This is a genomic window from Amycolatopsis sp. NPDC058986 (assembly GCF_042741125.1).
GTDB lineage: Bacteria > Actinomycetota > Actinomycetes > Mycobacteriales > Pseudonocardiaceae > Amycolatopsis.
The window spans coordinates 1-26,166 of sequence record NZ_JBHYJW010000056.1 but is presented as its reverse complement, the minus strand read 5'-3'; the positions used below and the strand labels follow the sequence as shown (position 1 = coordinate 26,166).

At 68.9% G+C, this 26,166-nt stretch carries 23 protein-coding genes; 11 read left to right on the top strand and 12 right to left on the bottom strand.

Annotated elements, in window-relative coordinates:
* The first annotated feature begins 86 nt into the window (after positions 1–86).
* Entirely contained in the window at positions 87–1,082 is a 996-nt protein-coding gene (locus ACFW0G_RS35575) for an NAD(P)/FAD-dependent oxidoreductase (protein WP_378329875.1), read from the top strand.
* Between the two features lie 101 nt (positions 1,083–1,183).
* Here ACFW0G_RS35575 and ACFW0G_RS35570 read toward each other — a convergent pair whose 3' ends face one another.
* From ACFW0G_RS35570 to ACFW0G_RS35545, 6 genes are all read right to left on the bottom strand, one after another.
* Entirely contained in the window at positions 1,184–1,963 is a 780-nt protein-coding gene (locus ACFW0G_RS35570) for a S1 family peptidase (protein ID WP_378329910.1), read from the bottom strand.
* 69 nt (positions 1,964–2,032) lie between these two features.
* Positions 2,033–3,103 carry a class II fructose-bisphosphatase gene (glpX, locus tag ACFW0G_RS35565; RefSeq protein ID WP_378329874.1) on the bottom strand — a complete coding sequence of 357 codons (1,071 nt, stop codon included), beginning with the start codon at positions 3,101–3,103 and terminating at the stop codon, positions 2,033–2,035.
* An 85-nt stretch (positions 3,104–3,188) separates the two neighbouring features.
* Positions 3,189–3,422, bottom strand: coding sequence for an exodeoxyribonuclease VII small subunit (locus ACFW0G_RS35560; protein ID WP_378329873.1), 234 nt, complete (start codon positions 3,420–3,422; stop codon positions 3,189–3,191).
* Positions 3,419–3,853: a hypothetical protein gene (locus tag ACFW0G_RS35555; RefSeq protein ID WP_378329872.1), complete on the bottom strand. Its 435-nt coding sequence runs from the start codon at positions 3,851–3,853 to the stop codon at positions 3,419–3,421. The genes ACFW0G_RS35560 and ACFW0G_RS35555 overlap by 4 nt, the downstream gene beginning before the upstream one ends.
* Positions 3,850–5,124 carry an exodeoxyribonuclease VII large subunit gene (gene xseA, locus ACFW0G_RS35550; RefSeq protein WP_378329871.1) on the bottom strand — a complete coding sequence of 425 codons (1,275 nt, stop codon included), beginning with the start codon at positions 5,122–5,124 and terminating at the stop codon, positions 3,850–3,852. The genes ACFW0G_RS35555 and xseA overlap by 4 nt, the downstream gene beginning before the upstream one ends.
* Positions 5,121–5,789 (bottom strand): lipid droplet-associated protein, encoded by a 669-nt coding sequence (locus ACFW0G_RS35545; protein WP_378329870.1) that lies wholly within the window; start codon positions 5,787–5,789, stop codon positions 5,121–5,123. Before ACFW0G_RS35545 ends, xseA begins: the two co-directional genes overlap by 4 nt.
* Positions 5,790–5,940: 151 nt before the next feature.
* Between ACFW0G_RS35545 and ACFW0G_RS35540 the strand changes: the two genes are divergently transcribed.
* Positions 5,941–6,942 (top strand): 4-hydroxy-3-methylbut-2-enyl diphosphate reductase, encoded by a 1,002-nt coding sequence (locus ACFW0G_RS35540; RefSeq protein ID WP_378329869.1) that lies wholly within the window; start codon positions 5,941–5,943, stop codon positions 6,940–6,942.
* A gap of 86 nt (positions 6,943–7,028) precedes the next feature.
* Here ACFW0G_RS35540 and ACFW0G_RS35535 read toward each other — a convergent pair whose 3' ends face one another.
* Positions 7,029–7,895: a DUF6542 domain-containing protein gene (locus ACFW0G_RS35535; RefSeq protein WP_378329868.1), complete on the bottom strand. Its 867-nt coding sequence runs from the start codon at positions 7,893–7,895 to the stop codon at positions 7,029–7,031.
* Positions 7,896–8,093: 198 nt separating this feature from the next.
* A complete protein-coding gene (rmuC, locus tag ACFW0G_RS35530; protein WP_378329867.1) occupies positions 8,094–9,008 on the bottom strand; it encodes a DNA recombination protein RmuC in 915 nt (304 codons plus the stop codon).
* 320 nt (positions 9,009–9,328) lie between these two features.
* Here rmuC and ACFW0G_RS35525 point away from each other — a divergent pair, with 320 nt between their 5' ends.
* Genes ACFW0G_RS35525 through ACFW0G_RS35515 form a run of 3 tightly spaced genes read left to right on the top strand, consistent with a single transcriptional unit; the run spans position 9,329 to position 13,716 of the window.
* Complete coding sequence (locus ACFW0G_RS35525; protein WP_378329866.1) at positions 9,329–10,480, top strand: exonuclease SbcCD subunit D; 1,152 nt, start codon at positions 9,329–9,331, stop codon at positions 10,478–10,480.
* Entirely contained in the window at positions 10,477–13,440 is a 2,964-nt protein-coding gene (locus tag ACFW0G_RS35520; protein ID WP_378329865.1) for an AAA family ATPase, read from the top strand. Before ACFW0G_RS35525 ends, ACFW0G_RS35520 begins: the two co-directional genes overlap by 4 nt.
* 21 nt (positions 13,441–13,461) lie before the next feature.
* The gene (locus ACFW0G_RS35515) at positions 13,462–13,716 is read left to right on the top strand and encodes a DUF1737 domain-containing protein (protein WP_378329864.1); all 255 of its coding nucleotides are present in this window, start codon (positions 13,462–13,464) and stop codon (positions 13,714–13,716) included.
* Between the two features lie 25 nt (positions 13,717–13,741).
* On the opposite strand, the gene ACFW0G_RS35510 is transcribed toward ACFW0G_RS35515, so the two are convergent.
* The gene (locus tag ACFW0G_RS35510) at positions 13,742–14,242 is read right to left on the bottom strand and encodes a methylated-DNA--[protein]-cysteine S-methyltransferase (protein ID WP_378329863.1); all 501 of its coding nucleotides are present in this window, start codon (positions 14,240–14,242) and stop codon (positions 13,742–13,744) included.
* Between the two features lie 51 nt (positions 14,243–14,293).
* The gene (locus tag ACFW0G_RS35505; protein WP_378329862.1) at positions 14,294–15,808 is read right to left on the bottom strand and encodes an AlkA N-terminal domain-containing protein; all 1,515 of its coding nucleotides are present in this window, start codon (positions 15,806–15,808) and stop codon (positions 14,294–14,296) included.
* Between the two features lie 83 nt (positions 15,809–15,891).
* On the opposite strand from ACFW0G_RS35505, the gene ACFW0G_RS35500 reads away from it, so the two are divergent.
* The 4 genes from ACFW0G_RS35500 to ACFW0G_RS35485 all read left to right on the top strand — a co-directional run bounded on the left by ACFW0G_RS35500 (position 15,892) and on the right by ACFW0G_RS35485 (position 22,474).
* On the top strand, positions 15,892–16,806 hold the full coding sequence (locus ACFW0G_RS35500) for a polysaccharide deacetylase (RefSeq protein WP_378329861.1): 915 nt from the start codon (positions 15,892–15,894) through the stop codon (positions 16,804–16,806).
* Positions 16,803–17,885 (top strand): redox-regulated ATPase YchF, encoded by a 1,083-nt coding sequence (gene ychF, locus ACFW0G_RS35495; RefSeq protein WP_378329860.1) that lies wholly within the window; start codon positions 16,803–16,805, stop codon positions 17,883–17,885. The genes ACFW0G_RS35500 and ychF overlap by 4 nt, the downstream gene beginning before the upstream one ends.
* A gap of 507 nt (positions 17,886–18,392) precedes the next feature.
* Positions 18,393–20,003, top strand: a complete 1,611-nt coding sequence (locus ACFW0G_RS35490; RefSeq protein ID WP_378329859.1) for a site-specific DNA-methyltransferase — start codon at positions 18,393–18,395, stop codon at positions 20,001–20,003.
* A gap of 47 nt (positions 20,004–20,050) precedes the next feature.
* A complete protein-coding gene (locus ACFW0G_RS35485) occupies positions 20,051–22,474 on the top strand; it encodes a DEAD/DEAH box helicase (protein ID WP_378329858.1) in 2,424 nt (807 codons plus the stop codon).
* Between the two features lie 182 nt (positions 22,475–22,656).
* Here the strand turns inward: ACFW0G_RS35485 and ACFW0G_RS35480 are convergent, their stop codons facing one another.
* On the bottom strand, positions 22,657–23,247 hold the full coding sequence (locus ACFW0G_RS35480) for an isochorismatase family protein (RefSeq protein WP_378329857.1): 591 nt from the start codon (positions 23,245–23,247) through the stop codon (positions 22,657–22,659).
* A 125-nt stretch (positions 23,248–23,372) separates the two neighbouring features.
* Here ACFW0G_RS35480 and ACFW0G_RS35475 point away from each other — a divergent pair, with 125 nt between their 5' ends.
* On the top strand, positions 23,373–24,374 hold the full coding sequence (locus ACFW0G_RS35475; protein WP_378329856.1) for a GlxA family transcriptional regulator: 1,002 nt from the start codon (positions 23,373–23,375) through the stop codon (positions 24,372–24,374).
* Positions 24,375–24,427: 53 nt separating this feature from the next.
* Here ACFW0G_RS35475 and ACFW0G_RS35470 read toward each other — a convergent pair whose 3' ends face one another.
* Complete coding sequence (locus ACFW0G_RS35470) at positions 24,428–24,859, bottom strand: DUF6416 domain-containing protein (RefSeq protein ID WP_378329855.1); 432 nt, start codon at positions 24,857–24,859, stop codon at positions 24,428–24,430.
* A 148-nt stretch (positions 24,860–25,007) separates the two neighbouring features.
* Between ACFW0G_RS35470 and ACFW0G_RS35465 the strand changes: the two genes are divergently transcribed.
* Positions 25,008–26,024 carry a DUF3466 family protein gene (locus ACFW0G_RS35465; protein WP_378329854.1) on the top strand — a complete coding sequence of 339 codons (1,017 nt, stop codon included), beginning with the start codon at positions 25,008–25,010 and terminating at the stop codon, positions 26,022–26,024.
* The last annotated feature ends 142 nt before the right edge of the window (positions 26,025–26,166 follow it).

Below are 26,166 nucleotides of genomic sequence, written 5' to 3'. Positions count from 1 at the left end.
CCGCCTCGTGTCCTTGGGCACCCGGTCGGGAGTAGGGTCGGACGTGTTCTCGATCACTGCCATCCACCACTGGCTGGAGCGAGCCCATGACACTGCCTTCTGGGGAACCCTCATACGACCTCGTGATCATCGGCGCGGGCCCGACCGGCCTGTTCGCCGCGTATTACGCCGGATTCCGCGGCCTTTCCATGGCCGTGGTCGATTCGCTGCCGGAGCCGGGGGGACAGGTCACCGCCATGTACCCCGAAAAGATGATCTACGACGTCGGCGGGTTCGCCGCCGTGCGCGGACGCGACCTCGTCCAAGGACTGGTCGACCAAGCCGCCCCGTGGAAACCGGACTATCTCCTCGGCCGCAAGGCGGAGAAGCTCGAGAACGCCGACGGCGGCGGCCTGATCCTGACCCTCGACGGTGGCGACACCCTGCGTGCCGGGGCGGTCCTGATCACCGCGGGCATCGGCGAGTTCACCCCGCGCCCGCTCCCCGCCGGGGACGGTTGGCTCGGCCGCGGCATGGTGCACTTCGTCCCGGCGCTGCAAGCGCACGCGGGGCAGCACGTCGTGGTCGTCGGCGGCGGTGATTCGGCGTTCGACTGGGTGCTCGCGCTGCACCCGATCGCGGCCAGCGTGACCCTCGTGCACCGGCGCGCGAAGTTCCGCGCCGCCGAGTCGATCGTGCGGCAGGCGCGGGAACTGGGCGTGCGGATCATCACCGACGCGGAGGTCGCGCGGTTCGTGGAGACGCCGGACGGCGCGCTGACGGCGGTCGACGTCCAGATCAAGGGCGCCGACGACGAGCGGCTGTCCGCCGACACGGTCGTCGCCGCGCTCGGCTTCACCGCGGACCTCGGCCCGATCGAAAGCTGGGGGCTGGAGATCGACCACCGCGCGATCAGCGTCGACACAACCATGGCCACCGCTCGCGAGCGTGTCTACGCGGCGGGCGACGTGGCGGCGTACCCGGGGAAGGTGAAACTCATCGCCACCGGGTTCGGCGAGGCCGCGACTGCGGTCAACAACATCGCCGTCGCGCTCGACCCGGACGCGCATCTGTTCCCCGGTCACTCCAGCAACGCCGACTAGGTCCGGAGTGGAGCAAGGGACCTTTGCTAGCGTCCGTTAGCGTGCTAATCGTTGGCAAGCTGACGAGCGTTAGCAAAGGTCCCTTGCTCTTCTTCCGCAGGTCAGGGGGTGGGTTTCGGGGGAGCGGGTGGCGGTTTCGGCGCGGTCTTCTCGGCGATCCACGACGTGTACGCGACCGCTGAGGTGTAGATCGACGGTCCCGTCGCGCAGGTCGCGTCGCCGTTGCCTGGGCGGCTGGTCAGGCCGAGCAGCAGCCATCGGTCGCCGTCCTTCGCGATCTCCGGGCCGCCGGAATCGCCGTAGCACGAACCGGCCTTGCCGCCGGGGTTCTCGGTGCACAGTTCCGTCTTGGCGTCGAACGGCGCGACGCAGCCCTTCGCGTCGACGACGTGTGTGTCCAGCTGCTGGAGGGTGGCTGGCGGCTTCCCGCAGTCCAGCGTCGGGCAGGTCTGGCCCCAGCCGAGCAGCCGCGTCACCGTGCCTGGTGCGGTGACCGTGCCGAGCGCGATCGGCGCGGTCTTGACCGGGGCGGAAAGCCGCACCAGCGCGATGTCGCCGCCGGGGACATCCGGCTTGTCTGGGTTGAACGCCGGGTTGACCACGAACTCGGCGGGCTGCGCCGTCTCGCCGCCCTGACCGCTGTCGTTGCTGCCGATCCGCGCGGTCACCACCTCGGGCTTCTTGCCGTCCACGCAATGTGCGGCGGTGACGAACCAGGTCGGCGCGATCAGCGCGCCCGCGCAGAACAGCTTCCCGCCCGAGGTGTGCAGCGACACCGTGAACGGGTACGGCTGATCGGCGTCCTTGCCGCCGACGATGTCGTTGTCCGCCGCGGCGGTGCCGGTGACCAGTGCCAACGCGCCCACGAGCGCCAATAGCAGCACCAGCGGGCGCGGTGGCTTCGCGCTCGCGGCGGGGGTACGTGCCTCGAGCTCGGTCACCGGGACTCCTTACGGCAGCGGGGGTACGACGTCGGCGTCGGGCGAGTCGCCGAGGTGACCGTCGAAGTCGACCGAGGCGTACGCCCGCAGCTTGTTCAGCCGGTGGTAGCCATCGATCATTCTGACCGTTCCGGACTTGGACCGCATGACGATCGACTGCGTCGTCGCGCCGCCCGCCCGGTAGTGCACCCCGCGCAGCAGGTCGCCGTCGGTGACGCCGGTCGCGCAGAAGAACACGTTGTCGCCGCGCACCAGGTCGTCGGTGGTGAGTACCCGGTCGAGGTCGTGGCCGGCGCCGACCGCCTTCTCCCGCTCGGCGTCGTCCTTCGGCCACAGCCGCCCCTGCAGTTCGCCGCCGAGGCACTTCATCGCGGCCGCCGCGATGATGCCCTCGGGGGTACCGCCGATCCCGATCAACATGTCGACACCGGTGGTCGGCCGGGCCGCGGCGATCGCGCCCGCGACGTCACCGTCGGAGATGAACCGGATCCGGGCGCCCGCCTCGCGGACCTCCTTGATGATCTGCTCGTGCCGCGGCCGGTCCAGGATGCACACGGTCACGTCGCCCTTGCTGCTGTTCTTCGCCTTCGCGACCCGGCGGATGTTCTCCGCGATCGGCGCGGACAGGTCGATCGTGCCCGCGGCCTCGGGGCCGACGGCCAGCTTCTCCATGTAGAACACCGCGGACGGGTCGAACATCGCGCCGCGCTCGGCGACCGCGAGCACCGCGAGCGCGTTCGGCATGCCCTTGGCCATCAGCGTCGTGCCGTCGATCGGGTCGACCGCGACGTCACAGTCGGGACCGTCGCCGTTGCCGACCTCTTCGCCGTTGTAGAGCATCGGCGCTTCGTCCTTCTCACCCTCGCCGATGACGACGACGCCGCGCATCGAGACGGTCGAGACGAGCTGGCGCATGGCATCGACAGCGGCGCCGTCGCCGCCGATCTTGTCGCCCTTGCCCACCCAGCGCCCGGCCGCCATCGCGGCGGCTTCGGTTACTCGGACCAGCTCCATCGCGAGGTTGCGGTCGGGCGCTTCGCGACGGCGCGGGGCGCTGGCGGACTCGCTGACGGTGGACATGCGGGCCTCCCGGGTTCTGAGCAGGGCGGGTGCCCAGTCTCTCAGATCGCGAACCCGCTGCGGTCGCCCAGCGGCATGGTGAACGTCACTGGGAGTCGTCGCCGGTGTCCTCGACCGAGGCCAGCGCGGCCTCGATACGCTCCCGCGCGCCCTCGAGATGCCGTTCGCAGAGCTTCGCCAGTTCCTCGCCCTTTTCCCACAGGGCAAGCGACTGCTCCAGGGACAGGCCGCCCGCCTCGAGCTCGCGCACGACCTCGACCAGCCGGTCGCGGGCCTGTTCGTAGCCGAGTTCGGCGGTCTCGCTGCCAGGTTCGCTCACGCTCGAAGATCTCCCACCTTGCGGTGTTTTCCGGTGCCTGCCGCCTCCGCGTCGGCGGCGGTGTGAGCGCACACTACCGCGCTGGCCATCGCGTGGTCGTACCCCACGAAGGCGAGCGCGAACTCCTGGCCGTCACCGTCCGCGATGGCCTCTTCGATCTGCTCCTGCGCGCCCGCGACCCGCCGCCGGTGCCCGGCACCCTCCGCGAACCACCATCGGGTGCCGACCTGCATCGACGTCGCCTCGGACAGCCTGCGCAACTGCGGTCCCAGCTCGCGCCGCGCGGCCGCGCCGCATCCCGCCAGCAGCGCCGTCCAGCACGCGCTGGCCGCCTGATCGGTCCTGATCGCCTGGCGCAGCAGCGGCGCTGCGTCGAGCCGGGCCGCGGCGTCCACGGTCAGCGGGAGAAACGCCGGTGACCGGTGGTTCACGACCGTTCTCCATCCGTGGGCGACGCGTTGTCGGTGACGGCGCCCACCGCTCCGTCGCCGACGCGAATGCGAAGCCGGGCACCGCCCTCGATGTCGGAGACGGAGCGCAGTACCTGGAGGTTGCCTTCGTCGTCGGTGAACTGCACGACGGCGTAGCCACGCGCCAGCGTCGCGGCGGGGCCGAGCGCGGTGAGCCGGGCCCTGGCGCTCGCCAGTTCCGCCTGATCCTTCGCGAGCAGGCCGAGCACCGCGCGGCGCGCGCGTTCGCGATGGACGTCGACGTCGTCGGCGCGACGCTCGATCGGGCCCAGTGGATCGGCCAGCGACGGACGGCTACGCAGCTGGTTCAGCAGCCTCGTCTGGGTGTCGACCCAGCCGTGCAGCGCGCGGCGCCCGCGATCGCGCATCTGCCGCACCCGTTCGGTCTCCTCGCGCACGTCCGGGACGATCCGCTTGCTCGCGTCGGTGGGCGTCGAGCAGCGCAGGTCCGCGACGTGGTCGAGCAGCGGGGTGTCCGGTTCGTGCCCGATCGCGCTGACGACCGGCGTGCCGGCGGCCGACACCGCGCGGCACAGTGCCTCGTCGGAGAACGGGAGGAGATCCTCGACGCTGCCGCCGCCCCGCGCGATCACGATGACGTCGATCGCCGGGTCCCTGTCCAAAGTGGAGAGTGCGCGGATGATCTGCGGGACCGCCTGCGGCCCCTGCACCGCGGTGTTGACGACCTTGAACAGCACGTGCGGCCAGCGCGCCTGCGCGTTGACGAGCACGTCGCGCTCGGCCGCGGACGCCCGGCCCGTGATGAGGCCGACGCCTTGCGGCAGAAAGGGAATCCTGCGTTTGCGCGCGGAGGAGAACAGCCCTTCGGCGGCCAGCAGCTTACGCAGCCGCTCGATACGGGCGAGCAGTTCGCCGATGCCCACCGCGCGGATTTCGTTGGCCCGCAAGCTCAACGTGCCGCGGCCGAGGAAGAACGACGGCTTCGCGTGCAGCACCACGCTCGCGCCTTCGCGCAGTGGCGGGTCGATCGAGCGCAACAAGCCGATCGGGCAGGTCACCGACATCGAGACGTCCGCGGACGGGTCGCGCAGTGTGAGGAACGCCGTCGACGTGCCGGGGCGCGCCGAAATCTGGGTCACCTGGCCTTCGACCCACACCGCGCCGAGGCGGTGGATCCAGTCGCCGATCTTGCGGGCGACCGTGCGGACCGGCCAGGGGTGCTCCGCACTTGTCGAGGGAGCCGCCGGTGCGGCGGAGGATTCCGTGCTCACCGGCCCTCCGTGCCGTTCCCTTCCTCGCCGCCGTTGCCGTCGTCCTCGGCCTTGCGCGCGTTGCCGATGCGGCGCGCGAGCATTCCGACGAACGAGGGCCGGTCGGCGTTGGCCCGCTCGTAGGCGAGCAGTTCCTCGAGCTGCGAGACGGACAGCTTGCGCAGCCGGGCACGCAGCTGGGGCAGCGTCAGCTGGTCGTAGTTTGCCAGCCCGGCCGGACCGGAGCCGGTCGATTCGCCAGTGCTGTCGAACTCGCCGTCGAGGTGCTCCGCGGCGAGCGCGCGCTCTTCTTCGGCCCACGGATCGCCGAGTTCCGCTTCGAGGTCGGCCGGTGACACAGGGTGACCGTTGACCTCCGCGCGTGGCTCCGGGACGTCCGCGACCGGGGTGAGCGTCGGCCGGGCGGGCGGGAGGTCCGGTTCGAGGTCCTCGTCGAAGGTCGCCCAGCTGGGCGTGTCCTCGACGGGGCGGAGTCCGGCCAGCGCGTCGTCACCCTTGATGGCCAGCTCGGTGACGTGCTGCTGGACGCGCATGGAGAACTGGAGCACCTGGCTGACCACGGTGACCGGGAGCCCGGTGAGCTGCTTCGGGAGTTCGCGAACCCGCTCGGCGGTGGTGACGGCGAGGCCCGCGGCGACCCGGAGGGGGAGCGGGAGAGGCTTCATGCGTCTAGCCTGCCGCATCTACGCCATCCTGCCCAACCGAACGGGTGGGTCTCTTACCCCGACGTGACTGCGGGCACACCACGGACGAGGGACGCAGCTCACTCGAACGGGACTTCGAATGCGGTACGGGGCTGCCCGTACCCTGGGGGGCATGAGTTCTGCGAGTCCCGGAATCGAGCAGGCGGACACCCCGACGATCAGTGACTCCGGCGCGACCGGCAAGCGAGTGCTGCTCGCCAAGCCACGTGGTTATTGCGCCGGCGTCGACCGCGCGGTCATCGCCGTCGAGAAGGCACTCGAGGTGTACGGCGCGCCGGTGTACGTGCGCAAGGAGATCGTGCACAACAAGCACGTCGTGGAGACGCTGCGCGAGCGCGGCGCGATCTTCGTCGACGAAACCACCGAAGTGCCCGAGGGCGCGCTCGTGGTGTTCTCCGCGCACGGCGTTTCGCCCGCGGTGCACGCCGAGGCGGCGGACCGGAACCTGCGCACCATCGATGCCACGTGCCCCTTGGTGACCAAGGTGCACAAGGAGGTCAACCGGTTCGCGAAGGACGACTACGACATCCTCCTGATCGGCCACGAAGGGCACGAAGAGGTCGAGGGCACCGCGGGCGAAGCCCCGGAGAAGGTGCAACTCGTCGACACCGCCGAGGACGTCGACAAGGTCGAGGTTCGCGACCCGTCCAAGGTCGTGTGGCTGTCCCAGACGACGTTGAGCGTCGACGAGACGATGGAACGCGTCGACCAGCTTCGCGGGCGCTTCCCCGGCCTGGCCGACCCGCCGAGCGACGACATCTGTTACGCCACCACGAACCGCCAGGTCGCGGTCAAGGCGATGGCGGCCGAATGCGACCTCGTGCTGGTCGTCGGTTCGACGAACTCGTCGAACTCCAAGCGGCTGGTCGAGGTCGCGCTCAAGGCCGGTGCCCGCGACGCGCACCTGATCGACTTCGCCCGCGAGGTCGACGAGAGCTGGCTCGAAGGCGTCACGACCGTCGGCGTCACCAGCGGCGCCTCGGTGCCGGACAACCTGGTGATGGACCTGCTGGCGTGGCTCGCCGAACGCGGCTGGGCCGACGTCGACGAGGTCACCACGGCGAACGAGAAGATCGCGTTCGCGCTCCCGCCCGAGTTGCGCAAGGCCCTGTAACAAGCTCAAGAAACAGTTCAGCCGCAAGGCCTCGGACGAGGCCTTGCGGCTGAATGCGTTTTCCAGGCTCGGGAATCTCCGAGGACTCAGCGTTCGTCGTCCCAAGGCCGCGGACGCCGGGGCTGCGGACGGCCCTGGGTGCGACGTGGGGGCGGGGCGTCCCCACCGCGAGGATCCTCGCGCGGGATGCGGCGACGAGGCGGTTCGCCGCCTCGCGGCTCGCGGCGACGCGGAGGTTCGCCGTCCATGGGCCGCGGAGCGCGCGGCTGCCGGGCACCGCCCGGCGGCGGAGTGCGTGCGGCGCGCGTGCCCGGCTCGCGATCAAGCGGTTCCCGGCCGCCACGCGCCGCGCGGCCACCGCCTTCGGCGGGCGGACGGGGACGTCGAGGCGGTTCGCCGTCGCGTCCGGCGCCCCGGCGCGCGTCCGGCGGCAGCGGTGTCTGCCCGGTTCTCGAACCCGGTGGGCGCGGGCGACCGGCGGCGGCCGCTGCGCGCGAGGGCGGGCGCTCGTCGTCTTCGCGGCGACGTTCCGGCTTTGCCTTGCCCTTGACGGCGACCGGCGCGTTCGGGTCACGTTCGCGATAGATCCGGAAGAAGCCGAGGGCCAGGGTCAGCACGGTGGCGATCGCCATCACTGGGAAGCTGTTGATCAGCGGCTGGCCGATGTTGAAGATCCGCGAGAACATGTCGCCGCCGCCGTTCTCCGAGCTGGAGGTGAGCAGCACGATGGCGGGCACCGTTATGGCCAGCACCAGCGGCGGCTGCACCATCGGGCCGAACAACGCCCGACGCTGCACCGCGACGACCGCGGCCACGGCTCCCACGACGTAGCAGATCTGGAACAGGATGCCCAGGTCACCGGTGGCCTTCTTGGCGACGAAGGCGCTCACGACCGCCAAGCCGAGGCAGACCAGCACCGCCCCCCACCAGGGGAGGCCGCGCCTCGCCCCCACGAGCGGACGCTCGTCCCATGGCACTGGTACGTCGTCGGCATCTGGATCGCTCTGGCGATCGCGTATCGCGGTCACAAGGCAACACCGTATCCGGTAGTTGTAAAGATCTTGCTACCCATCCGCGCACATGGCGGACTCACCACCCGGCGGCGTGACGCCGTGTGCGTACCGGAAGGCCTACTGGTCTGGTGCCCGGTGTCAGCTCGCGGCCAGTTCGTCCCCCTTTCTGACCTGCGGGACTTCCGCGGGACTGCCCGCCGCGTCGGTGAGCGGCGCGACCGTGGCGCGGAAGTTCTCCAGCGCCTCCAGTTCCCGGCGCCGGGCGGAGATGAAGCGCTGCAGATGTGTGCCCGAAAGGTTAAGAGCCTCGACCGCGTTACCCGCCGCTCGATGCGCCGCCGCGGCCCCCGCCCGGACCTGTTCGACGTCCTCCACCAGTGCCCGGTCGCTCCCGGCGAACAGCGCGGCCGAGGCCAGCACGCCGAACCCGGTCGGCCCGCAGAGGAACACCCGGCGGTCGATGAGCCAGCGCAGCAGCTCGGGGTCGGTGTCGAGCGCCGCGACCACGGCCGCGTCCGACGGGACGAACATGATCGTGCCGTAGATCGCGTCCGCCCAGCGCTGGTAGCCCTTCCCGGCCAGTTCGGCGGCCCGCGACCGCAGTTGCCGGACGTGCACGCGCAGCGCGTCCAGCCGCTCCTCGGGATCGTCGGTCTCCACCGCCTCAGCCCAGCACGCCATGCTCGCCTTGGCGTCCACCGGCACCGTGCGACCGCCGCCGACCCTCAGCACCATGTCCGGTTTCGCGGCGCCACCGCCCGCGAGGTCGGTCTGCAGGGTGAAGTGCAGCTCCTCGCGCAGCCCGAGAGCGCGCGCGGTTTCCACCAGTACCTGTTCGCCCAGCTCGCCCCGCCCGCTGATCGAGGCGAACGCGACCTCGTAGCGCCGCAGCGCGAGCTGCTGCTGATCGGTGCGGGCACGCTCGGCCGCGACCAGCTTCGCCGCAGCGTCCGCCCGCCGCATGCCGTCGTTGTACAGCCGCCACAGCACGGCGATCGCGACGAGCAGCAGCAGTGCGAGCACCACGGCCGCGGTGGTGATCACCGTGCTCACCGATCCTCCTCCTCATTCTTTCCGGGTCTTCCGGTCCGGCACCCGCCGAACGCGAGGGGGCCATCATGGCGGACGGCACCGACAAAACGCGGAACCGGCTGGTCGCACTGCGTAGCGATGACCGGAATCCGGCGCCTTGCCAGTGTGTCCGTCCCGGCGGGGTTCCCGGCGTTCGCCACGCCCGGCAAGGCCGCTCGAAGGAAGCCGTTCGGACATTCGGCCGCCCACCAGGGGACCTGGACGAAGTAGCTCACACGTTCGAGTGGAGCAGGCGGCGTGCCTCCCCCTTCTTGTCGGGCTCAGGTCCTACCTTGGGCCGCGTGAGACTCCTCCACACCTCCGACTGGCACATCGGCCGCACCTTCCACGGGGCCGATCTGCTCTCCGAGCAACAAGCCGTGCTCGGGCACCTCGCCGACCTCGTGGTCGACGAGGCGGTCGATGCTGTGCTGGTCGCGGGGGACATCTACGACCGCGCTGTGCCGTCCGCGGAGGCGGTCCGGGTCGCCACCACGGCGATCGGCCGGATCCGCGCGGCGGGCGCGCAGCTGGTGATCACGCCGGGGAACCATGATTCGGCGCCGCGGCTCGGCGCGTTCGCCGAATTCGCCGCGGCGGGCGGGCTGCATCTGCGCGCCACGGTCGCCGGAATCGCCGAGCCGGTGCTGATGGCCGACGAACACGGCCCGGTGGCCTGCTACGGCATCCCATACCTGGAGCCGGAACCCTCCCGGCACGCGCTCGGAGTACCGGAAGCGCGCGGCCACACCGGCGTACTCACCGAGGCGATGCGGCGGGTCCGCGCCGACCTCGCCGAGCGCGCCGGGACGCGGTCGGTGGTGCTCGCGCACGCGTTCGTCACCGGTGGCGCGCCGAGCGAATCGGAGCGGCCGATCGCGGTCGGCGGGGTCGAGCAGGTGCCGGGGTCGGTCTTCGACGGTGTCGACTACGTCGCGCTCGGCCATCTGCACGGCCCGCAGACGCTGGCCGAGCACCTGCGTTACTCGGGCAGCCCGCTGGCGTACTCGTTTTCCGAGGCGCGGCAACGTAAATCGGTCTGGCTGGTCGATCTCGACGAGCACGGCCTCGCCGAGGTCCGCAGGCACGAGCTGCCGGTACCCCGGCCGCTGGGCACGCTGAAAGGCGAGCTGGAGGAGCTGCTTTCGGCCCCGGAGTACGACGAATGGACCGAGCACTTCCTGTCGGTGACGGTGACCGACAGGGTGCGTCCGGTCGACGCCATGCGCAAACTGCGCGAGCGGTTCCCGTACGCGGTGCACATGGACTGGGAACCCGAAGGCGGCCATGCGGGCAAAGCGCTGAAGTACGCGGAAAACGTGCGTGGCCGGTCCGACATCGAGATCACCCGCAGCTTCCTGGAGGACTGCCGGGGCACGGGCCCGAGCGAGCGGGAGGAGCGGCTGGTGTTCGCCGCGCTGGAAGCGGCCGATCGTGGGGCGATCGCGAAATGAGACTGCATCGCCTGGAGGTCGCCGCGTTCGGTCCGTACTCGGGGCGCGAGGAGGTCGACTTCGACGTCCTCGGTGCCGACGGCCTGTTCCTGCTGCACGGGGAAACCGGCGCGGGCAAGACCACGCTGCTCGACGCGATCGCCTTCGCGTTGTTCGGTGTGGTGCCCGGTGCGCGTGGCGAGGTCAAACGGCTGCGGTGCGATCTCGCCCAGCCGGACCAGCTGACCGAGGTCGTGCTCGAACTGACCGTGCAGGGTCAGCGGCTGCGGATCGTGCGCAGCCCGGAGTACCAGCGGCCGAAGCGCCGGGGCGAGGGCACGACGACGCAGCAGGCGAAGGTGTCGCTGACCTGGATCGGCGGCCCACCGCACGGATTGCCACCGGAAGGCCTGATCCGGATCGAGGAGGTCGCGCGGACCGTCGAGCGGCTTCTCGGCATGACGGCGCACCAGTTCTTCCAGGTCGTTTTGCTGCCACAGGGCGAGTTCGCGCGGTTTTTGCGTTCGGACACCACCGAGCGCGAAAAGCTGCTGGAGCGCTTGTTCGGTACCGAACGGTTCTCCGACGTCGAGCGCTGGTTCGCGGATCTGCGTGCCGAACGGGGCCGGACGCTGCAGGAGCGCCAGCAGTCGGTGCGCGAGCTGGTGGCCCGGTACGCGCAGGCGGCACAGCAGGATCCGCCGGAGGAGGGGCACGCCGCGTGGGTCGACGACGTGCTGCGCGAGGTCACCGAGCGGGTCGAGTCGCACAAGGCCGAGCACGAGGTGGCACGGAAGGCCGCGGAAGAGGCGGAGGCTGCGCTCAAGGAACGTGAGGCCGACGCGGACCGGGTTCGCCAGGTCCGGCGGGCCCACACCCGGCTGGCCGAGATCGAGGAGCAGGCGGGCCAGCGCGCGGAATGGGCGGAAGAGATCGCGGCGGCGCGGCGGGCCGCCGGGGTGATGCCCGAGGCCGAGGCGCTGGACCGGCGCACGGCCGAGCTCGATGACGCCGAGGAGAAGGCGGAGGCTCGTCGCGGGGAACTCGCGAAGCTGGGTTTCGACGCCGCCGGGCTGGACCACGCCGGGCTGCGCGCCAAGGCGGGCACGGTGCGCGAGGAAGCAGGCGCGCTCGCCGAGTTGGTCGCCGAGGCCGAGCAGCAACGCGCCGACGTCGCCCGCCGCCTGGAGCGGCAGCAGGTCGCGGATCGGGCGGCCGCCGAGGTCGAGGAACTGACCCGCGGGCAGGCCGAGATCCCGGCGAAGCTGGCCGAGCTGCGCGAGGCCGAGCAGGCCGCGGCCACCGCGGTGGCCACTGTGGACAGTGCGAAGGCGAGAGTCGAGGACCTCACGGCGGTAGCGCGGGATGTCGCGGAACTGCCCGCGGCCGAGCAGAAGGTCGGGCGGGGCGAGGCCAAACTGCGGGAGGTCGTCGACGCGCATCAGACGGCCCGGCAGCATCGCCTCGACCTGCGCGAGCGGCGGCTGGAGGGGATGGCGGCCGAACTGGCGGCGGGGCTGGCCGAGGGCGCGGCGTGTCCGGTGTGCGGTTCCGCGGACCACCCGGCACCCGCGAACCACGAGGTCGCGCTGGTCGACCCGGCGGAGGAACGTGCCGCCGAAGAGGCCGAGCAGCAGGCGGAGGCCTTCCGCCAGCGGGTGCTGTCCGCGCTGCACGAAGCCAAGGCGCGGCTGGAAGAACTGCGGAACCGGCTGGGTGAGCGGACCGCCGAGTCGGTGGCCGCCGAACTAGCGCAGGCACGGGAACAGGTCACCGACCTTACCGAGCGGGCGAGCCGCAAGGCCCGGCTCACCGAACGGATCACCACGCTCGAACGGGAGGCCGAGCGACAGTCCGAACGGCTGCGGCTGGCCGAACAGGCTCGGGCCACCGCGATGGCCGAGGTCGGCGCGCTCGACGAGCGGATCGCCGAACGTGATCGGCGGCTGGTCGCCGGGCGTGGCGACTTCCCCGACGTCACCGCGCGGCGGCGGCATCTCCTCGCGCTCGCCGGCGCGCTCGACGCCGTGGCGGAGGCCGAGGCGGCGGTCGAGGGCGCGAGCAAGCGGCTGGCCGAACAACGCATGATGGTCGAGGTCGCGTTGCAGGCCAAGGTGTTCGCGACGCTGGACGCGGCACGCACCGCGCACCGCACCGAGGAACAGATCAAGAAGCTGGAACAGGGCCTCGCCGACGCGGAGGCGTCCGCGGCCTGGGCACGGGAGGTACTCGCCCAGCCCGAGCTGTCCGGCGTTTCCCCGGATGATGTCATCGACGTCGCGGCGGCGGCCGAGGCGGCGCGGCGGACCCGCGTCACGGCCGAGTCGGCGTTCGCGACGCTGCGGGCGGTGATCGAGCAGCACGGCGAGCTGACGCGCCTGGCGGGCCGGATGAAGGCCGCGCTGGCCGAGCTGGCGCCGGTCGAAGAGGAGTACGCCGAGCTGAAGGCACTGGCCGAGGTGGTCAACGGCCGCGGGCAGAACAGCCGGAAGATGTCACTGCGGTCCTACATCCTCGCCGCCAAGCTGGAGGAGGTCGCGATCGCCGCCACCGCCCGGCTGCGGACGATGAGCCAGGGCCGGTACTCCTTCGTGCATTCCGACGCGGCCGGTGCGCGCGGCACACGTGGCGGGCTCGGGCTCGACGTGCTCGACGACTACTCGGGCTCGGTCCGTCCGGCGAAGACGTTGTCCGGCGGCGAATCGTTCCTCGCCTCGCTGGCGCTCGCCCTCGGTCTCGCCGACGTCGTGGCCGCCGAGACCGGGGGAGCACTGCTCGACACGTTGTTCGTCGACGAGGGGTTCGGGACACTCGACTCCGAAACCCTCGACATCGTGATGAACATCCTCGACGAGCTCCGCGCGGGCGGCCGGGTGGTCGGCCTGGTTTCGCACGTCGAGGAGCTGCGCCAGCGGATCCCGACCCGGCTCCGGGTCCGCAAGGCACGGGCGGGTTCGACGCTGGAGGTGGTCGCCTGCTGAAGATCAGGCCAAAATGGAGGCATGACTCAGCCACCGAACGGTGAGCCGCGATACCGGCTGCTCACGGGACCTGACGACGCGCACTTCTGCCGCAGGGTCAGCGATGCGCTGGACGCCGGATACGCGCTCCACGGCTCACCGGCGGCCACGCACGACGGCAACCAGGTGATCGTCGCGCAGGCCGTGGTGTGGCAGGGGCCGGAGAGCACCCCGGTGCAGGCCGCGGTCGCGCACGAACTCGAGGCGATGGAAGACGAGCTTAAGAGCGGCGAGTAACCGGTCGAGCCAGCTCGCTTCGTCGTCAGGCGGCCTCGTGGTCGAGCAGCCAGCGCTTGGTGTCGACGCCCCAGCGGAAGTTGCCGATCGCTCCGCCGGTCTTCACGACCCGGTGGCACGGTACGAACAACGCCGCCGCGTTGCGCGCGCAGGCCGAAGCGGCTGCCCGGATCGCGGCCGGGTTCCCGGTCAGTTCCGCGTAGCCGGCGTAGCTGACCGGTTGCCCGGCGGGCACCTTCCGCAGCACGTCCCAGGCGTGCTGGCGGAAGGCGCCCGAACGCTGCCGGACCTCGATGCCGTCGACGGCGTCCAGTTCCCCGGCGTGGTAGCGGCGGATCGCGGTGGTGACCGGTCCGAGGTCGCGCCGTTCGGTCAGCTCGCCGGGAGCCAGCGACGGTGAGATCAGCGGCGTCAGCTCGGCGACGTCGCCGGTCCAGCCGGAGGCGAGGACGGCCCCGTCCCCGGTCACGACCGTGCTGAACGGCCCGACCTTGGTGTCCACAGTGGACCAATACGCGATACTCACGAAACTTCTCCTTGGCGGTGAAACAGAATCAGGTGAATCAGTCGGGGCGAATCAGAGATCGGCTCGCCACAAGTACATACCGGCGTAGGAACACCACGGTTGCCAGCCCCGGGCTCGTTCAGCGAGCGTGGCGGCGTCGATGCCGAGCGCTTCCGCGCCGCGCCGCAGCGCCAGGTCGTCCGCCAGAAGGACGTCGGGCGCGCCGAGTACGCGCATGAGCACGTAGTCGGCTGTCCACGGTCCGATTCCGGGACAGGCGAGCAACTCGTCGCGCAGTTCCTCGGCGTCGCGGCCGATGTGAACGTCGAGGGCGCCTTCGGCGAGCGCGGCCGCCACCGAGGTGATCGCCTCGATACGCCGCTTCGGTCCGCGCAGGATGTCCGCGCCCTCGGCGGCGATGCGGGCGGATGTCGGGAAGAGCCGCTCCAGCGGGGCGTCTCCGCCGGGCACCGGCTCGCCGAGCGCGTCCGCGAGTGAGCCCGCCGCCGTCCGCGCGGCGGCGACCGAGACCTGCTGCCCGAGCAGGGCGCGGATGACCAGCTCGTCTCCGTCGACCGCCCCCGGCACCCGCATCCCGGGTATCGCGGCCACGAGCGGGGCCAGTGCCGGGTCGGCGCCCAGCACCCGGGTGACCGCTTCGGGGTCGGCGTCCAGGTCGAGCAGCCTGCGGACGCGGCTGACCGCGCTGCTCAGATCCCGCAGGTCGGTCAGGTGCAGTTCGCAGCGCACGTGATCCGGTCGCGGGCTCAGCCACACCGTGCCGCTCCCGTGTGCGAGCCGCAGTGTGCGGCCGTAGCCGGTGATGCCGTTGTCGTCGCTCACGACGTGCTCGACACCGGGAATCGCGCGATCGGCCAGGAATCGCAGGATGCCGTCCGCGTCGAACGGGGGACGGAACGGCAGGCGCAGGCTCAGCCGCGTGGCACCACTGAGCCCCTCGGTGTCCTGACGGCCGCGACGCAGGCTGGCGGCGCGAAGCTGCGAAGGCGTCGTCGCGAACACCTCGCGGATGGTCTCGTTGAACTGCCGGACGCTGGAGAACCCGGCGGCGAACGCGACGTCGGTCAGGGGCAGTTCGGACATCTCGATGAGCAGCCGCGCCGAGTGTGCGCGGTGGGCGCGGGCCAACGCCAGCGGCCCGGCGCCGAGTTCCGCGGTGAGCACCCGGCCGAGCTGCCGTTCCGAGTAGCCGAGCCGTCGCGCCAGGCCGGGGACACCCTCGCGCTCGACCGTGCCGTCCGAGATCAGCCGCATCGCCCGCGCGGCGAGGTCGGCGCGGATGTTCCAGTCCGGCGACCCGGGCACGGCGTCGGGCAGGCACCGGCGGCACGCGCGGTAGCCGTTCGCTTGCGCGGCCGCGGACGTCGGGTAGAAGCTGACGTTCTTCGCCTTCGGCGTCAGCGCCGGGCACGACGGACGGCAGTAGATGCCCGTCGTGCGTACGGCCATGATGAACTGGCCGTCGAAGCGGGAGTCGCGGGCGGCCACCACCCGGTAGCAGCGCTCGGTGTCGCGCCAGATCGCCGGGGCCGCCGAGAGCGGCGCGGTGGCGGTTTGCTGGGTCATGACTTCGATGATGCCAGCAGGTCAGACGTGTGACTGGCGGAAATCCGACAGGACGTTCGCGGGCGCGGGGATACTGTGGCGGCATGACGATCGCCGGGCATCCATGGGAGTGGGACGAACCGGAGTGGCGCGGCCAGGTGGGCCGGGTGCGCGCGGGCAGGCGCTTGGTGCCCGAGCACTGGCCTGGTGGGGCGAAGGTCGCGGTGGCCCTGTCGTTCGATTCCGACCACGAGACAATTCCGTTGCGGGACAAGGAGTTCAGCCCCTGTCAGCTGTCGCAGGGCGAGTACGGCAGCCGGGCCGGTGTGCCGAGGGTGCTGCGACTGCTGGCCGAGCACGGCATCACCGCCACGTTCTTCGTCCCGGCGGTGTCGGCGCTCCTGCATCCCGGCGACATCACGGCGTTCGTCGAGGGCGGGCACGAGGTCGCGTTGCACGGCTGGATCCACGAGCGCAACACCGCGTTGCCGCCCGGCGTCGAACGCGAGTTGACGTTGCGCAGCGCGGATACGCTGGAGCGGCTGGCGGGTACCCGGCCGGTCGGCCTCCGCACGCCGTCGTGGGACTTCAGCACCGACACGCTCGACGTGATTCGGGAGCTGGGCCTGCGCTACGACTCCTCGCTGATGGCCGACGACGAGCCGTACGAGGTGCTGGCCGACGGCGAGCCGACCGGGCTGGTCGAGATCCCGGTCGAATGGATCCGGGACGACGCGCCGTTCTTCCCGCGTGACCCGACGCGGCCCGCCATGGCGCCGCGGCAGGTCCTCGAGATCTGGCGTGACGAGTTCGACGCCGCCTACGCCGAGGGCGGGGTGTTCCAGCTCACCATGCACCCGCACGTAATCGGCCACCGGTCACGGTTGGTGGCGCTGCGGGAACTTGTCGAACACATCGCAGGTCACGACGGGGTCTGGTACGGCTCCCATGTCGAAGTCGCCGAGTGGGTGCTGGTGCACAGCGGCGGAGGAGGCGCCACGTACACTGCGGGGTCGTGAGCCTTACCCTCGGTATCGTCGGCCTGCCCAACGTCGGCAAGTCCACCCTCTTCAACGCGCTGACCCGCAACGACGTGCTCGCCGCGAACTACCCGTTCGCCACGATCGAGCCCAACGTCGGTGTCGTCCCGCTGCCCGACCCGCGGCTGGACAAGCTCGCCGAGGTGTTCGGCTCGGAGAAGATCGTGCCCGCCGTCGTGTCCTTTGTGGACATCGCGGGCATCGTGAAGGGCGCGTCCGAGGGCGCGGGGCTCGGGAACAAGTTCCTCGCGAACATCCGCGAGGCGAACGCGATCTGCCAGGTCATCCGCGTCTTCGACGACCCGGACGTGGTACACGTCGACGGCCGGATCGACCCGTCGAGCGACATCGAGACGATCAACACCGAGCTGATCCTCGCCGATCTGCAGACGCTGGACAAGGCGCTGCCGCGGCTGGAGAAGGAAGCGCGGACGAAGAAGGAGAACAAGCCCGCGCTGGACAACGCGCAGAAGGCCAAGGAGATCCTCGACGGCGGCCGGACCCTGTTCCAGGCGCAGAAGGAGGTCGACTTCGAGGCGCTGCGGGAGCTGAGCCTGCTCACCACGAAGCCGTTCCTCTACGTCTTCAACGCCGACGAGGCCGTGCTCACCGACGAGGCCCGCCGCGAGGAGCTGACCAAGCTGGTCGCCCCGGCCGACGCCGTCTTCCTCGACGCGAAGGTCGAGGCCGAGCTGCTGGAGCTGGACGACGAGGAGTCCGTCCGCGAGCTGCTGGAGTCGGTCGGCCAGAACGAACCGGGCCTGTACTCGCTGGCGCGCGCCGGCTTCCACACCCTCGGCCTGCAGACTTACCTCACCGCGGGCCCGAAGGAGGCTCGCGCGTGGACGATCCCGCAGGGCGCGACCGCGCCGCAGGCCGCCGGGGTCATCCACACCGACTTCGAGCGTGGCTTCATCAAGGCCGAGGTCGTTTCCTACGCGGACCTGATCGAGGCCGGCGCCATGGCTGCCGCGCGCTCCGCCGGGAAGGTCCGCATGGAGGGCAAGGACTACGTCATGGCCGACGGCGACGTCGTCGAATTCCGCTTCAACGTCTGAAGTGCGACATACCACCACATTGGTGATCTTGCAACCATGCAGGTCAGATAGGTTTGGTCTTTCAGGATCAACCTCTTACCCGTGCCTGTGCTGACCTGGAAGCACCCCTCAGAACCCCTTCTTTGCTGACGTGGGATGCCAACAGGGCACGCTCGAACTGGCAGGTTGGACACAGGTCAAACCCAGCCTTGGTTACCACGCATTGCAAGCATCGCTGTGGCGGGCGAGGACGACAACCGTCCTAGCCCCAGGTGGCCACAGTGACTGTCGCTACGGATACGGCGACCGTCGAGGGCTATGACGACCGCCCGTGCGTCGCCATCAGCGGGGTGGCTAAGGGGGTCGCTTCTGTGGCAAGGGGGCGGTTCCCTCGCAAGTCCAGAGGGGGCAGCGAGCGGTGTCCCGTGACTGAGGCGTTTGTGCCGGACGAACCGCGAACCGGCCTTCGGCGTCAGTGCGGCCTGGTCCCGGTACGCTTCCCAAGGTCACCACGGTTGGAGGAAAGACATGGGTACTTCGGGGCGTCTCAGCTTGTCGTGGATCAATAAGGACAGGTCGCTCATCAGCACCCAGAACGGTGGCTATGAGTGGGTCGACCGGGATGACTTCCGGGTGTCCGAGACACGCCTCCTCCGTGATGTCGCGGTGGTGGGAGAGGTGCACGACGATCTCAAGCGCGCCGAAGACAATCTGTTGATTGCGGGGGATAGTGGGGACGCGCTGCGGGCTCTCACGAGACTTCCTGAGTTTTCGGACAAGTATCTGGGAAAGGTGAAGCTCGTATACATCGACCCGCCCTTCAATACGGGGCAGGCTTTCGAGCACTATGACGACGGGCTTGAGCACTCCGTTTGGCTGACGATGATGCGCGATCGACTTTTACTCATTCGCGAACTTCTGGCCGACTCTGGAAGCGTTTGGGTGCACCTCGATGACGCGGAAATGGCCTACTGCAAGGTGCTCATGGATGAAGTGTTCGGCCGCAGGAATTTCATCTCAACGATCGTTTGGAAGCGCCGGAACGATCCCCGTAACACGGCGCAGTACCTCTCGGGTGATCATGACTCGATCTTGGTGTTTGCCAAGAACATTGATGCGCTGAACTTCAACAAGCTTCCGCGCACCGAGGCCATGGACTCCGCCTACACCAACCCCGACAGCGATCCTCGTGGACCGTGGCGGCGCGGTGACCTCGCAGCCCGGAATTACTACTCCAAGGGAACCTACCCTGTTGTAACCCCTAGTGGTCGGAAGATCTCCGGTCCTCCGTCAGGAAGCTATTGGCGTGTCTCCGAGGAGGAGTTGAAGCGCCTCGACGCTGAAGGTCGGATCTACTGGGGGCCGGATGGAAACAGCCGACCGTATTTGAAGCGATACCTCACCGAGGTGAAACAGGGGCGTGTCCCATCTTCGGTCTGGCATCCAGAAGAGGTGGGGTTCGTCCGAAACGGCAAGGAGGAGGTCCGCGCTCTGGTGGGTGATGTTTTCGCTACTCCGAAGCCTGAGCGACTTCTGCGCCAGGTTATCACGATCGCGAGCGACCCGGAGGACATCGTCCTGGACTGCTTTGGCGGCTCAGGGACCACAGTCGCCACTGCGCACAAGCTGGGGCGCAGATGGGTAACGGTCGAGCGTGAAGCGGATACTGTGGAGAGTTTCGTTCGTCCCCGGCTTGAGAAGGTTGTCAACGGAGACGATTCCGGCGGAATTACGGACTCATCAGGGTGGGAGAAAGGCGGAGGATTCCGCTATCTCGAAGTTGCTCCCAGCATGTACGAATGCGTAGGTAAGCGGCTACTCCTTGCCTCCTGGGTGGTCGGGGACGCCTTCGTCGAGACTGCCTGTGCGCAGCTCCCTGGCTTCGAGTTGGAGCTGGGTGCCGAGCGGCCGTTTGTCGGCCGAAAGGGGCGACAGCGACTCGCTGTTGTCGACGGGCTTGTATCCGAGAGCACGGTTCGGTCTGTTGTTGAGGCCTTGAGTGAGAACGAGAGGGTGCTCATCGTTGCCAAGAGTTACTTGCGTGAGGCAGCAAGCTTACTGGAGAACATTAGCCCCGGCTCGCGTATCAAGAAGGCTCCTCAGGACCTGTTGGACATGAAGGGACGTGTACTGCGTTGAGCTGGATCAGGTACGACCAGGCGACGATCGAGGACCTTGCTACTCGCATGGAGCTGCGGGACCCAAACAGTCGCGCCGTGGCCAAGATCGTTGAGGAGATTCAGTCGGGGGACGGGCGAGAAATCGTTTGCGATCTGGCAACTGGCGTGGGAAAGACCTACATCTGCCGAGCTCTGATCGACTATCTCGCAGACCAGGGCGTTCGCAACATTCTGATCGTCACTCCGGGCCGAACCATCCAGAGGAAGACCGTCAATAACTTTAATCCCGGTCACCCGAAGTTTGTTCCTGGGGCGAACTACGAGCCCATCGTTATCACGCCTGAGAACTATGCCGGAGGGCGAGTTGGCGACGCGCTGCATGATCCTGATGCGCTGAAGGTCTTCATCTTCAACGTCCAGTTGCTTACGAAACCGACTGCCAAGACCTCGCGTACTGCGCACATGACCGATGAGTTCATCGGGACCGCGCTCTACGACCATCTGCGTACGGCTGAAGATTTGGTCATCATCGCAGATGAGCACCACGTGTACCGCAGCGAGGCAAAAAAGTTCCACGAAGCGGTCCGGGATCTTGAATCTCGCGCGCTTGTGGGTCTTACGGCTACCCCTGACGAGGCGGATCGCAGGGTGCCCGACCGGGTTGTGTTCCAGTATTCACTCGCCGAGGCCATCGCGGATGGGCTGGTGAAGATCCCCGTCATCGTCTATCGGGAGGACGGGCACACGGACATCGCTACCCAGTTAGCCGATGCTTGTCAGCTGCGCCGAGTGAAGGAGGAGACGACTCGGGACTGGGCTGAAAGCAACAGGCTGCCTATGGTCAACCCCGTCCTCTTTGTTGTGTGCCAGAGCGTCGCCGAGGCCACCGAAGTAGCCGCCATGCTGACCGGTCCCGGATTCATCGATGACCCCGAAGCGGTATTGCAGATCACCTCGGGCAGCAAGGAGGACGCGCTCGAAGCGCTGGCAGGCATTGAGGACACCGATTCCCCGGTGCGGGCAGTCGTGTCCGTCAACATGCTCAAGGAAGGGTGGGATGTCAAGAACATCAGCGTGATCGTCGCGCTGCGCACCCTCGCTTCCGAGACCCTTACCGAGCAGATCCTTGGTCGTGGTCTCCGCCTCCCCTACGGCGAGCGCGTCGGGTTCTCAATGGTCGACACCGTCGACATCATTGCGCACGACTCGTACCGAAAGCTCCTGGCCTCGAAGGAAGCGCTACTAGAACATGTCCTTCCTCAGAAGGCCGCGAAGGCTGGCGTCGGGGTTCCCCGGCCCGGTGGCGCAAGTCCCTTGCCGGGATACAGGGAGGTCGAGACACAAGGGATGTTGGTCTTCACCGCCGGGGCGCCCGTTAGGGACGGTGGTTTCGGCACGGAGACGTCTGAGGCAGCATTCATCGGCTTGGCGGATATGGAGCACCGGCTTGCTGAAGCCGGGGTCGAGAAGAAGCAAATCCGGCAGGTCATGAAGCCTGCCGAGGGGGCGCCGAGTATCAAGTTCCCCAGCAAGCGTCTGTTGGAGAAGCCGGACACGTATAGTCTCTCCTTCGTAAACCCTGACGCTGTCGTGAACATGGGGAAGCGATTCAAGGATGTGATAGAGGTTGACTTGAAGCGTAAGGCGATCAGTGCCTCGCGCGGGCTCGACGGCACGGTAACTATTCACACGCAGGATCAGAAGTCCAGCGTCGCGACTCAACGTAGTTGGCCGATTTCGAAAGTCAGGGAGGACCTCGAAGAACGGATCCTTAACCTGCCGCAGTTGAAGCTCACAACGGAGGAGGTCAACGCTGCGCAGGAGATCGTGCGAGTGTTCCTCGGCGCGGCGATCGAAGGCGCAGCGATCGAGGTTGACGCGGAGGACAGTACGCCCTGGGAGGAAGCTCGGGCGGATCTCGCGCTGTCACAGTTGGAGAATCTGGTGGCCTCCAGCTTCAAGCAGAAGCTCGCGACATCCGAGTACGAGCTCGTGACCGTGATCGTTCCGCCTCCGGCTCAGTCGTGGCCGGTACCGACGATGCCGAAAATGCAGATTATCGGCAAAGTCATCAAGGGCATGGGCTACACGGATTGGAGTAGCTCCATTCTCCCCGTCGTGCACTTCGACGCGCTGTCGACTGAGGTCAAGCTTGCCAATCTAATGGACGATAGTTCCAAGATTGAGTGGTGGTTGCGGCTCGAATCGCGAAGCGGTACGTACATCCAGCTCGCCAGCGGGGCGCGTTATTACCCTGATTTCATCGCCATAGACAAGGATGGCGTGCGCTGGCTCGTCGAGGGCAAATCCAACGCGGAGGCGGCCAGCGAGTCGGTGCTCGCTAAGAAGGAGGCCGCCGAAGCATGGGCGAAGGAAGTAACCGAACTTGGGCAGTTCGGGACATGGAAGTACCTGTTCGCCACCGAGGAGCATCTGAGCCAGTCGAATAGCTGGGACACCTTGCTGACGGTCACAGGTGCTCGGGGATAGGACATCGGAATCGCGAAGAGGAGCCCAGTCTGATGCCTGGGGCCCGACGGCAATGCATGGCACGGTAATCTGGTCGAGTTCCGCTTCAATGTCTAGTCGGTAGTCGGATGGAAGCCCCAGCGGGATGGTGATCCTGCCGGGGCTCCCGGAATGAGGACCGGATCTCGGGCCGGATTCTCTGACTACTGCAGACCGGAGACGCCGGGGACGACCACGCCGTACAGGTCGGCGATGGTCGCCAAGGCGCTGTGGTGCAGTTGCTCGGCGCTCACTTCCGCGACCGGCGTCGTCAACGGCCGGGTGGCGCAGGCGTCGGCGACGACTGTCGGGCGGTTGCCGCGCAGGAACGCGCCCTCGGCGGTGAACGTGACGCACATATTGGTCATGAACCCGGCGATGACCACGTTCTCGTGCCCGGCGGCGTCGACCTGCTCGCCAAGGTCGGTGTTCACGAAGGCGTTCGGCGCGCCCTTGACGACGACCGGCTCGCCCTCGGCCGGGGCGACGTCCGGGTGGATACCGCCGATCTCGGCCCGCACGTCGTACGGCGTGCCTTCCCCACCGTCGTTGACGACGTGGATCACCTTCGCTCCGGCGGCGCGGGCCTTGGCGAGCAGGTCCTTGGCCGCGGCCAGCGCGGGCCGCCATCCCTCCAGTTCCATCACGCCGCGGGTGTAGGTGTTCTGGTAGTCGACCATGATCAGCGTCGAGCCGGCCAGCGCCGCCGGGGTCTGGTCGAACCCGTTGAGCTCCCGCAGCGTCGTCCTCGCCATGTTCGGATGTCCTCTCGTTCGTTCTTTGCCCGCCCTTTGACCAGGCACAACCGACGCTAGACTCGGGGGAGGATGTCGGCAATGACATGCAAAGCGCAGAAACCGACATGGCGGAGCGGAGTGGGATGAAGAGATCGGAACGGCAGGCCCCCGAGAGACTCATCGCCGTGGTCCTGTTCGACCGGATCGACCTCCTCGACGTGACCGGTCCCGCCGAGGTTTTTTCCTTGCTCCAGCGGGAAATGGAGCGTCCGACGGGCTACCGCGTGGTCCTCGCCGCCGAGACGCTGGACCCGGTGACCACCTCCGCCGGAGTGCGGGTCCTGCCGGACGTGACCTTCGGGGAGTTGTCCGGGAAGGCGATCGACACCCTGGTCGTGCCGGGGGCGGTGACGGTCGGGGAGGGCCGGGAGATCGTCGCCCGATGCGACCCCGCCGTGGTCGAGACGGTGCGGCTGCTGGCCGGGCACACCCGCCGTGTGGCGTCGGTTTGCGTTGGCGCGCACATCCTCGCCGCGGCCGGGCTGCTCGACGGCAAGCGCGCCACCACGCACTGGTCCACCGCCCGGCAACTCGCCGCGGAGCACCCCGAGGTCACCGTCGACGCCGACCCGATCTTCATCCACGACGGCACGGTGTGGACCGGGGCGGGTCTGAGTGCCTGCCTCGACCTCGCCCTGGCGTTGGTGGCCGACGACTTCGGCCCGGAACTGGCCTCCCGGGTCGCGCGCCAGCTCGTGATGTTCCTGCGGCGGCCGGGCGGGCAGAGTCAGTTCAGCGTGTCGCTCGAGCCGGTGTCCGCGACCCGGCGGGTCGACGGGCTACGTCACCACATCGCCGCCCACCTCGCGGAGCCGCTGACGGTCGCCGACCTCGCGGCGCATGCGCACGTCACGGATCGGCAGATTACGCGGGTGTTCAAGGCCGAGCTGGGGATGACTCCCGCCGCCTATGTCGAGCACGCCCGCGTCGAGGCGGCTCGGCACAGGCTGGAGACGACCGACGAGACCTTGTCGCGCATTGCCGGCACCTGTGGTTTCGGTACTGTCTCGACGATGACGCGGTCTTTCCGGCGAACACTGAACACGACGCCGGGCGAGTACCGGGAGCGGTTCCGGATCGGATAGCCGCTGTGGAACCGGCCGAGTTCCACAGCGGTTCGAGCCGACGCGGGGCGTTGTCAGGAGACGGAGTCCTTGGCCTTGCGGAACAGCGCGGCGAGTTCGTCGGTCATCCAGTAGCGTGCGGTCTCGCCTTCCGGATAGTCCCAGTGCCACAGCCATTCGCGCCCGGCGGACAGGCAGTGCTTGCCGGGCGCGCCGAGTAGTCCGGCAATGCTGCGCCTGCCGTGCGGAGCGTCGAGCGACTCGGCCAGTTCGTCCCCGCTGAATTTCCGGCCGGGGCTGTCCATCAGGATCGAGAAGAGATCTCTCGCTCTGCCGGTGAAGCTTCTCCACAGTGTTCTGGCCAGTTCCAGGTCGGTGGGCTGCCACTCCTGCAGGAGCGTGTCCTCCTCGTCTGCCTGTGCCTGCTGCCGCGCCAGCCAGCTCCCATACATCGTGTAGAAGTCCGCGATCCGGTCTTCCGGGACCTTGATCGTCACGTCGATCATGTCGTGCTCCTGTTTTCGGGTGAGAGCGATCAGGAGCGGAATCCTAGCCCGGTCCGGATCTGGTTTCGACCGGCGTTTCGCCGCTAGTCTGCGCACGTCGAGATCCTTCCACTGGGGAGAGTCCACTGTGCACAAACGAAGATTCGTCATGCCCGGAATCGCGGTCGCGCTGACCATCGGACTGGCGGTACCGGCGTCGGCGGCCCCTGCTTCGGCCGTCGAGCTCGCGCCGCTGCCGGGCGGATATCAGGCCACGGCCACGGGTATCAACGACAGCGGTGTGGTCGTCGGCTGGTCCTCCACGCGAACCGGGCCGACGCGGGCGGTGCGGTGGAACGCCGACGGCACTGCCGTCGCGTTGCCCGCGCTGGGCAGCGGCACCTCCAGCAGCGCGCGTGCCATCAACGACTCGGGAGTCGTCGTCGGCCAGGCGGACGCGGGAAACGTGGGCGTGCACGCGGTGCGGTGGACGCCGGACGGCACCGCCGTCGACCTCGGCACCCTGCCCGGAAGCACCTACAGCGGCGCCAACGGCGTGAACAACTCCGGGGTCGCCGTCGGCTACGCCTACCTGAGCTTCAGCTCGATCAAGCACGCGGTGCGGTGGAACGCCGACGGGACGAGCACCGACCTGGGGGTGCCCGAAGGCTACGAAGTCAGCGAGGCCCACGCGATCAACGACGACGGCACGATCGTCGGAGAAGCCATGGACAGCGACTACAAGCGCTGGCACGCCATCCGCTGGAACACCGACGGCACGGTCACCGACCTCGGCACCGCGCCTGGGGCTGCCGTCAGCTGGGCACTGGCGATCAACGGCGGCGGGACCATTGCCGGGACGTCGCAGACGGCGGCCAGGAAGAACCACGCGACGCGCTGGAATACCGACGGCACGGTCACGACGCTGCCCACCTTGCCGGGCGGGGACAACAGCGGCGCCGGGGGCATCAACAGCGCTGGTGTGGTCGTCGGGTTCTCCAACTCGACGGGCGCGCCGTCGCACGCGGTGCGCTGGAACCTCGACGGCACCGTGACCGATCTCGGCGCGCTGCCCGACGGCGGGGACACCAACGCCGAAGGGATCACCACCGACGGCACGATCGCCGGTATCGGGCACACCGCGGGAGACAGTCAGTTACACGCGCTGCGCTGGCCCGCCGGCTGACCAGTAGTGGGGGGGGGGGGGTTGGGGGGGGCGGGGGGGGGGGCGCGCCGGGCCCCCCCCGCGGCGGCGGCGCGCCGGGGGGTGCCGAGCCGCTGGTTGAGTCCGGCGTGGGTCGGGGGGGCGGACGACTCCACCCAGGACG

What these genes read in the sequence shown, in the direction of transcription:
- glpX (WP_378329874.1), bottom strand. Translation starts at nt 3,103, where the DNA reads ATGTCCACCGTCAGCGAGTCCGCCAGCGCCCCGCGCCGTCGCGAAGCG.
- ACFW0G_RS35475 (WP_378329856.1), top strand. Translation starts at nt 23,373, where the DNA reads ATGAAGAGATCGGAACGGCAGGCCCCCGAGAGACTCATCGCCGTGGTC.
- ACFW0G_RS35465 (WP_378329854.1), top strand. Translation starts at nt 25,008, where the DNA reads ATGCCCGGAATCGCGGTCGCGCTGACCATCGGACTGGCGGTACCGGCG.
- ACFW0G_RS35500 (WP_378329861.1), top strand. Translation starts at nt 15,892, where the DNA reads ATGACGATCGCCGGGCATCCATGGGAGTGGGACGAACCGGAGTGGCGC.
- ACFW0G_RS35520 (WP_378329865.1), top strand. Translation starts at nt 10,477, where the DNA reads ATGAGACTGCATCGCCTGGAGGTCGCCGCGTTCGGTCCGTACTCGGGG.
- ACFW0G_RS35515 (WP_378329864.1), top strand. Translation starts at nt 13,462, where the DNA reads ATGACTCAGCCACCGAACGGTGAGCCGCGATACCGGCTGCTCACGGGA.
- ACFW0G_RS35470 (WP_378329855.1), bottom strand. Translation starts at nt 24,859, where the DNA reads ATGATCGACGTGACGATCAAGGTCCCGGAAGACCGGATCGCGGACTTC.
- ACFW0G_RS35545 (WP_378329870.1), bottom strand. Translation starts at nt 5,789, where the DNA reads ATGAAGCCTCTCCCGCTCCCCCTCCGGGTCGCCGCGGGCCTCGCCGTC.
- ACFW0G_RS35490 (WP_378329859.1), top strand. Translation starts at nt 18,393, where the DNA reads ATGGGTACTTCGGGGCGTCTCAGCTTGTCGTGGATCAATAAGGACAGG.
- ACFW0G_RS35575 (WP_378329875.1), top strand. Translation starts at nt 87, where the DNA reads ATGACACTGCCTTCTGGGGAACCCTCATACGACCTCGTGATCATCGGC.
- ACFW0G_RS35505 (WP_378329862.1), bottom strand. Translation starts at nt 15,808, where the DNA reads ATGACCCAGCAAACCGCCACCGCGCCGCTCTCGGCGGCCCCGGCGATC.
- ACFW0G_RS35540 (WP_378329869.1), top strand. Translation starts at nt 5,941, where the DNA reads ATGAGTTCTGCGAGTCCCGGAATCGAGCAGGCGGACACCCCGACGATC.
- ACFW0G_RS35485 (WP_378329858.1), top strand. Translation starts at nt 20,051, where the DNA reads ATGGAGCTGCGGGACCCAAACAGTCGCGCCGTGGCCAAGATCGTTGAG.
- ACFW0G_RS35480 (WP_378329857.1), bottom strand. Translation starts at nt 23,247, where the DNA reads ATGGCGAGGACGACGCTGCGGGAGCTCAACGGGTTCGACCAGACCCCG.